This is a genomic window from Pseudomonas sp. LLC-1 (genome assembly GCF_002992185.1).
Taxonomy (GTDB): domain Bacteria; phylum Pseudomonadota; class Gammaproteobacteria; order Pseudomonadales; family Pseudomonadaceae; genus Aquipseudomonas; species Aquipseudomonas monteilii.
In genome coordinates this window covers 33,511-43,026 of the sequence record NZ_LUVY01000030.1, presented here as the reverse complement: position 1 = coordinate 43,026, position 9,516 = coordinate 33,511, and the positions used below count along the sequence as shown (strand labels likewise).

Annotated in this window: 9 protein-coding genes; 6 read left to right on the top strand and 3 right to left on the bottom strand. The window is 63.6% G+C overall.

Annotated features, from left to right (window positions below):
• Positions 1–86: 86 nt before the first annotated feature.
• Together A0O30_RS27460 and A0O30_RS27455 are read right to left on the bottom strand one after the other, a co-directional pair.
• The gene (locus tag A0O30_RS27460) at positions 87–1,712 is read right to left on the bottom strand and encodes a methyl-accepting chemotaxis protein (protein WP_105948830.1); all 1,626 of its coding nucleotides are present in this window, start codon (positions 1,710–1,712) and stop codon (positions 87–89) included.
• A gap of 232 nt (positions 1,713–1,944) precedes the next feature.
• Entirely contained in the window at positions 1,945–3,141 is a 1,197-nt protein-coding gene (locus A0O30_RS27455; protein ID WP_060497077.1) for an NAD(P)/FAD-dependent oxidoreductase, read from the bottom strand.
• A gap of 257 nt (positions 3,142–3,398) precedes the next feature.
• On the opposite strand from A0O30_RS27455, the gene A0O30_RS27450 reads away from it, so the two are divergent.
• Positions 3,399–3,938, top strand: coding sequence for an Rrf2 family transcriptional regulator (locus A0O30_RS27450; RefSeq protein ID WP_060497076.1), 540 nt, complete (start codon positions 3,399–3,401; stop codon positions 3,936–3,938).
• Positions 3,939–3,956: 18 nt separating this feature from the next.
• Here A0O30_RS27450 and A0O30_RS27445 read toward each other — a convergent pair whose 3' ends face one another.
• Positions 3,957–4,868: an AraC family transcriptional regulator gene (locus A0O30_RS27445; protein ID WP_105948829.1), complete on the bottom strand. Its 912-nt coding sequence runs from the start codon at positions 4,866–4,868 to the stop codon at positions 3,957–3,959.
• A gap of 102 nt (positions 4,869–4,970) precedes the next feature.
• Here A0O30_RS27445 and A0O30_RS27440 point away from each other — a divergent pair, with 102 nt between their 5' ends.
• The 5 genes from A0O30_RS27440 to A0O30_RS27420 all read left to right on the top strand — a co-directional run bounded on the left by A0O30_RS27440 (position 4,971) and on the right by A0O30_RS27420 (position 9,460).
• Positions 4,971–5,531, top strand: coding sequence for a carboxymuconolactone decarboxylase family protein (locus tag A0O30_RS27440; RefSeq protein ID WP_105948828.1), 561 nt, complete (start codon positions 4,971–4,973; stop codon positions 5,529–5,531).
• A 99-nt stretch (positions 5,532–5,630) separates the two neighbouring features.
• A complete protein-coding gene (locus A0O30_RS27435) occupies positions 5,631–6,695 on the top strand; it encodes an acyl-CoA dehydrogenase family protein (RefSeq protein WP_105948827.1) in 1,065 nt (354 codons plus the stop codon).
• Positions 6,692–7,513, top strand: coding sequence for an ABC transporter ATP-binding protein (locus A0O30_RS27430; RefSeq protein WP_105948826.1), 822 nt, complete (start codon positions 6,692–6,694; stop codon positions 7,511–7,513). The genes A0O30_RS27435 and A0O30_RS27430 overlap by 4 nt, the downstream gene beginning before the upstream one ends.
• The gene (locus A0O30_RS27425) at positions 7,500–8,705 is read left to right on the top strand and encodes an ABC transporter substrate-binding protein (RefSeq protein ID WP_105948825.1); all 1,206 of its coding nucleotides are present in this window, start codon (positions 7,500–7,502) and stop codon (positions 8,703–8,705) included. Before A0O30_RS27430 ends, A0O30_RS27425 begins: the two co-directional genes overlap by 14 nt.
• A complete protein-coding gene (locus tag A0O30_RS27420) occupies positions 8,705–9,460 on the top strand; it encodes an ABC transporter permease (RefSeq protein WP_105948824.1) in 756 nt (251 codons plus the stop codon). Before A0O30_RS27425 ends, A0O30_RS27420 begins: the two co-directional genes overlap by 1 nt.
• Positions 9,461–9,516: the final 56 nt, after the last annotated feature.

The window sequence follows — 9,516 nt, the reverse complement described above, 5'->3', positions numbered from 1 at the left end:
GATCGCGCAATTCCCGAGGTCTACGCGGTCCCTGTGGGAGCTGGCTTGCCGGCGATGGGCCGCAACGCGGCCCCAGCTATTTCAGATCAAACCTTGAACTGCGCCACCATGCCGTTCAAGTCCACCGCCAATCGCGACAGATCCTGCGCCGCCGCACTGGTCTGGTTCGCCCCCGCCGACGTCTGCATCGCCAGATCACGAATGTTCACCAGGTTGCGATCAACCTCTCGGGCCACCTGCGCCTGCTCCTCCGAAGCACTGGCAATCACCAGGTTGCGCTGGTTGATCGACGCAATCGCCTCGGCAATCACTTCCAGCGCCTGACCAGCACCTTGCGCCACATCCAGTGTGCTGGTGGCACGCCCCTGGCTGCTGTGCATCGCCGTCACCGCCCGCTCGGTACCGTTCTGGATACCGGCGATCATCTGCTCGATCTCCGCCGTCGACTGTTGGGTGCGGTGGGCGAGGGCGCGAACCTCATCTGCCACCACCGCAAAACCACGGCCCGCCTCGCCTGCGCGGGCTGCTTCGATAGCGGCGTTCAGCGCCAGCAGGTTGGTTTGCCCGGCAATCGCGCCAATCACATCCAGCACGCGGCTGATCTCGTTGGCATTGCTGGCCAGTTGCTCGATTTCGGCCGAGGTACCCGTTACGTCAGCCACCAGATGCTGAATGGATGCCAGCGCCTGATTGACCCGGTCGCGGCCATCGCGGGTGGTCTGGTCGGCGCCCTTGGACGCATCGGCAGTGCTGACCGCATTGTTCGCGACCTCTTCGACGGCGGCGGTCATCTGGTTGACGGCGGTGGCCGCCTGGTCAATTTCCGCGCTCTGCTGGTGCAGGCCGCGGCTGGTGTCTTCGGTAACGGTGTGCAGCTCCTCCGAAGCCGAGGCCAGCTGGTCGGACGACGCGGCGATCTTGCGCAGGGTGTCGCGCAGGCTTTCCTGCATACGGGCCAGGGCGCGTAACAGCAAGGCTGGCTCGTCACGGCCGATCACGCGAATTTCCCGGGTGAGGTCGCCAGTGGCCACGCGTTCGGCAACAGCCACGGCATCGGCCAGTGGTACCACGATGCTGCGGGTGAGCACGGTGGCAATGGCGGCCATTGCAAGCATGATGACCAGCAACGAGGCGATGATGGCGGTGAACGCTTCGTCGGCCACATCGCTGCTGCGCTGCGAGGCGTCTTCGGCACCCTTGCTGTTATAGCCGAGCAGGGCGGTCATGGCCTTCATCATGGTGTCGGCGCGCTGCGTGAGGGGGCCGCTGATCTGCTGCTTGGCATCGTCCATGCGGCCTGCGGCAATGTCTTGCAGCACTTTTACCTGCAGGTCGAGGTACTGTTGGTGTGCGTCATTGAAGGTGTTGAACAGGGCGCGGTCGTCGGCCGCGATGATGGTGTCGGCGTAGTCTTTCAACCCACCCTTGAGCTCGGCGTTGATGCCTTCGAGCAGCTGCAGGTTGCGTGCGCGCTCGGCGGGGTTGTCGTCCAGTGCGGCGCGCAAGGTGACAGCCCGTGCGCGGCCCAGGTTGCTGCTGATGTCACCCAGGGCTACCACGGCGGGCATCCAGGTAACACGGATCTCGTCGGTGGCCTTGTCCATCTGGCGGGTTTCATAGAGTGCGATAAGGCCCATGAACAGGACCAGGATGCCCAACAGGGCAAATACGCTGGCAGCGCGAATGCCGATCTTCATATTCCGTAACTGCATGGAATGCTCCTTGACGGTGGCGTGCAGGCCTCAGGAGCTTGGTCGGAAAGCCGGGTCACCGGTATGGCGCCAGGCTCTTGATGCGCTGCGGATTAGTAGTGTTGCCTCACCCTCTTGAATACTTTTTTGGTTTGAATGATGCCATATGGCCATCATTATTGAACAGTCCAACAATGTAACGACATAATTGACAAAACCGTCGTTTATTGACGGTTTTGTCAGGATCTTGCTGTCAAACGATCGCAATCATCGGGTCGGCGGCAGCCAAGGCCACGGCACGATCAGCCGCGGGCGGGTAGATCCATACCGAGTTGATCTGGCGCTTGAGGTCCTTGCCTTCCTGGCCTTGCAGCTTCAGTTCGCGCTCCCAGCCTTCGCTGTACGCCGCGCCCCATTCACCCAAGTCAAGGCAGGTGACGTACTTCGGTTGGCGGTACACCACCGGTGCCACCCCAAGCAGGTCAGCCATGGCGTTGTTGCCGCTGTGGCGACCCATGGGAATGGCGTGCTGGCAGGTCATCAGCGCGTGGTTGCCGATTTCATCGACGGCGGCCCAGGCGGTATCACCGGTGGCGTAGATGTGCTGCTGGCCCACCACTTTCAGGTGGTCATCGACCTTGAGCCGGCCGAAGTTGTCACGCTCGCCGGCAACCTGTGCGGTCAGCGGGCTGGCCTTGACACCGACGGTCCAGATTACGGTGCTGCTGGCGATGTATTCGCCGTTGTCGAGGGTGACGCCGCCTGCATCCACAGCCACCACCGAGGTATCGGTCAGCCATTCGACCCCGGCCTGTTCCGAGGCCGCAACGATCGACGGCTTGATGCCAGCACCCAATGCCGCGCCAATGCTGACACCACGGTCAACCAGCAGCACCCGTACATCGTCACCCAGGATGGCACGCAGTCGGGCGGGCATTTCGGTGGCGGTTTCGATACCGGTGAAACCACCGCCACAGACCACCACGGTGTTGCGGGCAGGTGAAGCGGGCAGGGCCCCCAGACCCGTCAGGTGCTGCTCCAGGCGAACAGCCGATTCCATCTGGTCGACATCGAACGTGTGCTCAGCCAGGCCCGGGACTGCCGGGCGCGCTACCTGGCTGCCGGCGGCGAGGATCAGGCGGTCGTAGGCGATTTGCTGGCGCTGGCCGTGGCTGTCGATGTAGCTGACGCTGCGCGCATCGGCATCGATGGCCTCGGCGTTGCCAGTGATGAAGCGCACGCCAACGGCTTCGAACAACTCACCCACGGGGGCCTTCAAGGTATGCGCGTTGGCTTCGTAGAAGCGCGGACGAATACGCAGTTCTGCTTGCGGGGCGAGCACGCTGATGCTCAGGTCGTCGCGCTGGGCCTGGTCGAGCAGGCGAGCAGCGCTCAGGGCGCTCCAGACACCGGCAAAGCCGGCACCGATGATGAGGATGTTCGATTTCATGTAGATGCTCCGCAAGGTTCGAAGAGGGCTTCGAGGACGGGTGGGTGTCGCTCGAATAACTACGACTGTATTGGTCGTAGTTAATCCCTGCAAGTCTTTTTTCGAGCACGCCGGTGCCTCGCGCCGCCTGAAAAGGGATCAGATGGCTGTATTTGCTGGTTCAGAGGTGTGGGGTGAACCGACAGGCGGCAACTGTCTGCTTTGCCCATCCAATGTGTTCGGCGTATTATTTGCGACAAGATTGGTCGGAGATTGATATGTCGCTCTACAGTGCTGGCGTCGAATATGGCATCCATTGCCTGCTGTTCCTGGTGGACGAACGTGGCGATTCGCGCGAGTCCAGCGTGCGCGACCTGGCAGAGTTGCAGGGGGTGCCTCAAGAGTATCTGGCCAAGGTCTTCACCAAGCTGGCCCGTGCCGGGTTGGTCGCGGCCACCGAAGGTGTTCGCGGCGGTTTCCGCCTGGCGCGGCCGTCGGACGAAATCACGGTGCTGGATATCGTCAATGCCATCGACGGGCCGAAGAAGATTTTCGACTGTCGCGAGGTGCGTGAGCGTTGCAGCCTGTTCGACGGCTCGCCACCTGGCTGGGCGACCGAGGGCACCTGTGCGATCCATGCGGTGATGCTGGGGGCGCAGAAGCGCATGGAGGAAGCGCTGGCGCAGCAGACCATTCTTGACTTGGCCCGGCGGTTCGGGCGCAAGGCGCCGGCCGAGTTCGGGCAGCAGGTGAACAGCTGGATGGGAGAGCGGCGCGAAGGTAAAGGTGGCGGGGATATACCTGTCAGCCAGGTCTGAACCTGTTGCCGCTACAGATCAGCGCCCTTCATGTTGCCGTCGATAAGCGCCTGGCTGCACCCCCACCGCCTTGGCAAACGCCCGGGTAAATGCCGCCACCGACTGGTACCCCACCTGCGCGCCTACTTGCTCCACGGTATTCCCCGCCCGCAGCAACTGGCTGGCATGGCGCATACGCAAAGCCAGCAGCACCTGTCCCGGCGATTGCCCGGCCAGCTCATTGAAGCGCTTGAAAAACGCCGAGCGTGACAAGCCGGTGCAGGCAGCCATGCTTTCCAGTGTCCAGGCCTGCCCCGGTTGCTCGATCAATTGCTCCAGCAAACCGGCAAACGCCGGCTGGCGGGCGAGGGCGACCAGTCCGCCCAGTGACTGCCCGGCAATTACCTGCTGGCGCAGCACGTACAGGAACAACAGGTGCGTCAGCCGCTCCAGCAACGCCTGCGACGGGCCTGCGGCACGTCGGCACTCTTCCAGAATCAGCTCGAACAGCGCCCGCGCCGCACTGCCGGCGGGGTCTTCGGCGTGCAGCAAGATCCAGTCAGCCAGGCCTTCGACAATCAGCGAAGACAGGCCGGACTGAAAGTGGAAGAAGCCGCAGACCAGCCCTACGCCGTCACTGGCCTCACTGTCCAGCGCCTGCATGGCCTGGCGCGGTTGGGCACAGGCGTCGGCCGGGTCCTGGTCGCTGGACAAGCGATAGGCAAGGTCGCGTAACAGGAATACTGCATCGCCCTTTTCCAGGCGCACCGGTTGCGCTTCGCCGTCGATGTGCAGCCAGCAATGCCCTTGCACCACCAGGTGGAAGCTGGCGCGGCCCATGCCTTGGGTGCTGGCGTGCCAGCCACCGCAGTAGCGCCCGACATGAAACAGGCTGGCATCGAGCTCCAGGCCCTCTAATAACCAATCGACAAGGTGGCTGGACGAAATCATCTAATACAAACACTCAGGAGCAAGGAAAGGCGACTGATGAATATGGAGGGTAATTCTTATAACCAACAGACTGTAGTGACCCCCATCAAAGGAGACCACTCCATGTCCTCCCGCATTACTTTACACACCCTGCAGAGCGCCCCGGAAGCGGCCCGTCCATTCCTCGAGAATGCCCAGAAAAACTCAGGCTTCATCCCCAACCTGCTGGGTGTGCTGGCCAACGCCCCGGCGGCGCTGGAAACCTACGTGACCGTTTCGGCGCTCAACGGCAAGTCCGAGCTGAGCCTGGCCGAGCGTGAAGTGGTTCAACTGATTGCCGCTACCCAGCATGGCTGCGACTTCTGTGTGGCTGGCCACACCGCAGTGGCACTGAACAAGGCCAAGCTGCCGCTGGACGTGGTCGATGCCCTGCGCGCCCGTGGCGAACTGCCCGACGCCCGTTACGAAACCCTGGCCGCGTTTGCCCGCGAAGTGATCGCCACCCGTGGCAATGTCAGCGAGGCCACCTACCAGGCCTTCCGCGCAGCCGGGTTCAGCGAAGGCAACGCACTGGAGGTGATTCTGGGCGTGAGCCTCGCAACCCTGTGCAACTTTGCTAATGTTTTCGCCCAGACGCCGCTCAATGAAGAGCTTGGCAAATACCGTTGGCAGCCTTCTGCGTAACCCATCCGTGATAGCGGCCTTGATGCGGTCGTTGTAGAAGCGGCCTTGTGCCGCGAATGGGCCGCAAGGCGGCCCCGGCGTTCCCAAAGGAGCAAGACCATGCAAGATTGCGCATTTCGTCACTGGCTGGATGCCAATGCCGAGGCCATCGACCGGGGCCTGTGCGAACCGCAACAGGTGCTGGCACAGATCGCCGAATCACAGCTGCTGCGCATTGGTGTCGACCCGGCCTTGGGTGGCACGGGCGGGCAGGTGACCGACGCCGTCGAGGCCATCGCCGCGATTGCCAGCCGTTCGTTGGCTTCAGCCTTTGTCTGCTGGGGCCAGCGTGCCTTCATTGAGTACCTGTTACACAGCCCCAACCAGCCATTGCGCGAGCGCTTGCTGCCGCGTCTGTTGACGGGCGAGCTGGCGGGTGCCACCGGGCTGTCCAACGCCATGAAGTTCCTGTCCGGCATCGAAGCGCTGCAGGTGCGTGGCCGGCCGGTAGCTGATGGCTGGCACCTGGAAGGGCGCTTGCACTGGGTGACCAACCTGCGCAAGAGCGGCTTCGTGGTAGCGGCGGCCATCGAAGACGAAGCCGGCGGTGCGCCGTTCGTGCTCGCCATACCTTCAGACGCCCAGGGCCTGCAGCGCTCCGATGACTTGCAACTGATGGGTCTGCAATCGAGCAACACGGCGGCGCTGGCTTTCCACCAGGTGCCGCTGGCGCGTGACTGGTTGCTGCACGATAACGCCCGCGAGTTCCTGCCGCGGGTACGCCCGGCTTTCCTGGCATTGCAATGCGGGATGGCCATCGGCTTGGCGCGACGGGCGCTGGAAGAGGTGCAGGCGCATCTGCATGGGCGTGCCTCGTTCCTCGATGAAGCCCGTCAGGTACTGAGTGAGCGCCTGGAAAACACCGTGAGCGAGCTCAAGCAGGGGTTGCTCGATGGCCGCTTCCAGCAGCAGCCAGCGGCGTTGTTCAAGTTGCGCATCACCCTGGCTGAAAGTGCTGCCGATGCCGTGCAACTGGAGTTGCAGGCCAGCGGTGGCAAGGCCTATCTCAGCGAATATGGCGAAGGCTTTGCCCGCCGCTGGCGCGAATCGGCCTTCGTGCCGATCGTCACCCCCAGCCTGGTGCAATTGCGCGCCGAACTGCAACGCCAGGCGGGCGCCGCATGAGCCACGTGTTGCTCGAAGCCTGCGATATCAGCCTGGGCTACCCGCGTGAGGGTGGCTGGCAGCAAGTGCTGGCGCAGTTTGACCTGCAATTGGCCCCGGGCGAGGTGGTGAGCATTCTTGGCCCCAGTGGCGTCGGCAAGTCCAGCCTGCTGCGGGTGCTGGCAGGGCTGCAGCAGCCCCGTGGCGGCAGCGTGACCTTGCACGGCCAACCCTTGCAGGGGCCGCACCCACGGCTGGCAGTGGCCTTTCAGGACCCGAGCCTGCTGCCCTGGCTGAGCCTGGAGAAGAATGTTGCCTTTGGCCTGGACTTCGCCCGCCAGCCAAAGCTGGATGCTGCCGAGCGGCGCGCGCGTATCGACCATGCGATTGCCGCCGTGGGCCTGGCCCACGCCCGTGGCCAGTACCCGGCGCAGTTGTCCGGCGGCATGGCCCAGCGCACGGCGCTGGCCCGTTGCCTGGCCCGCCAGCCCGAAGTGCTGTTGCTGGACGAACCGTTCGGCGCGCTGGATGAAGTGACCCGGGCCGACATGCAGCAACTGCTGCTGCAACTGATCGCCACCCACAACACGGCGGCGGTGCTGATCACCCACGATATCGACGAAGCGCTGCTGCTGTCCGACCGGGTTCTGCTACTGGGCAACCACCCAGCGCACATCCTCGGCCAATGGCACATCGACCTGCCGCAACCACGCGCGCAGCGGGTTGAAGAACTGGGTGCATTGCGTATCGAAATCCTCAAAACCCTTCGGCGGGCAAGCCGCACCGTAGAACCTACCCTAACCCCGTTGCCCTCGGAGGCTGTCCATGTGCATGGATGACTGCTGTTCCTCTTCTTCGCGTCGCGATTTTCTCAAGCTTGGCGCCATGCTTACGGCGGCGGGTGCGCTGCCATTGCTGTCGAGCCTGCAGGCGCGCGCTGCCGTCGAGCCGGACGCGCCGGTGCGCATCGGCTACCTGCCGATCACCGACGCCACGCCATTGCTGGTGGCGCACAACAATGGCCTGTTCGAGGCCGAAGGTATCAAGGCCGAGCGCCCGGTGCTGTTGCGCAGTTGGGCACAGGTGATCGAGGCGTTCATTTCCGGCCAGGTCAACGTCATCCACTTGCTGTCGCCGATGACGGTGTGGGCGCGTTACGGCAGCAAGGTGCCGGCCAAGGTCGTGGCGTGGAACCACGTGGGCGGTTCGGGCCTGACCGTGGCTCCGGACATCACCGACATGAAACAGCTCGGTGGCAAGACCGTGGCCATCCCGTTCTGGTACTCGATCCATAACGTGGTGCTGCAGCAGATGCTCAACGACAACGGCCTGACGCCAGTGTCGAAGCCGGCCAACGCCCAGTTGGCTGCCACCGAAGTCAACCTGCTGGTGCTGCCGCCCTCCGACATGCCGCCCGCTTTGGCCAGCAAGCGCATTGCCGGCTACATCGTCGCCGAGCCGTTCAACGCCCTGGCCGAGAACCTCAAGGTTGGCCGCGTACAGCGTTTTACTGGCGATGTGTGGCGCAACCACGCGTGCTGCGTGGTGTTCATGCATGAGCATGACCTGAACAACCGCCCGGAGTGGTCGCAGAAGGTGGTCAACGCCATCGTCAAGGCCCAGCACTGGACCCGCGACCACCGCGCCGAAGCCGCTGCCTTGCTGTCCAAGGCCGGCCCCAACAAGTACACCCCGCATGAGCCTGCCGTGCTGACCAAGGTGCTGGCCCCGGCCGCCGAGGATCGTGCCGGCTACATTGCCAGCGGTGCCATTCGGCATCAGCAGTGGGACGAAAAGCGCATCGACTTCCAGCCGTATCCGTTCCCCAGCTACACCGAGGAACTTGTCAAACGCCTGAAAACCACCCTGATCGAAGGCGACAATGCGTTTCTTGCCGGCCTTGATCCGGCGCAGACGGCCCGCGACCTGGTCGACGACCGATTCGTGCGCAATGCCATCGCTGCGGTGGGTGGCCCGTCGGTGTTCGGCATTGCCGACAACTTCGAGCGTAGCGAGGAGTTTGCGGTCTGATGCGCACGCATGTCGTACATGCCGGCCTTGGCCTGGCCGGATTGCTGGGTTTGTTGTTGCTTTGGTGGGCTGGCGTTGCCGTGTTCGGCCAGGCTGACGGGCTGTCGGCGCGCTTTTCTCCGGCGGCAACCCTGGCCAGCCTGTTCGAGTTGCTGGGGCAGGGTGAGGTCTACGGGCATATCTGGGTCAGCCTCAAGCGCATCCTGGTCGGGCTGTTGCTGGCACTGCTCATCGGTGTACCGCTGGGTTTGCTGGTCGGCAGTTACCGGCACCTGGAGGCGGCAACCACCCCGGCGTTCCAGTTCCTGCGCATGATCTCGCCGCTGTCGTGGATGCCGGTGGTGGTGATGCTGATGGGGGTGGGTGACCAGCCTATCTACTTCTTGCTGGCGTTCGCTGCGTTGTGGCCGATTTTGCTGAACACGGCGGCCGGGGTCAGGCAGCTGGACCCCCGCTGGTTGCAACTGAGCCGCAGCCTGAGTGCCACGCGTTGGGAGACGTTGTGCAAGGTGATCGTGCCGGGGGTGATCGGCCATGTGCTGACCGGCGTGCGGCTGGCCATTGGCATTTTGTGGATCGTGCTGGTGCCGTGCGAAATGCTCGGGGTGAGTGCGGGGTTGGGGTATTTCATCCTCGATACGCGTGACCGGCTGGCGTATTCCGAGCTGATGGCGATGGTGCTGCTGATTGGTGTACTGGGGTTTGTGCTGGATGCCTTGGCGCGAGGGCTGCATCGGCGCTGGGTGCATGGCTGAGGGGCCAGTGGGGCTTCTTCGCGGGCTTGCCCGCTCCCACAGGTACTCCATCGCCC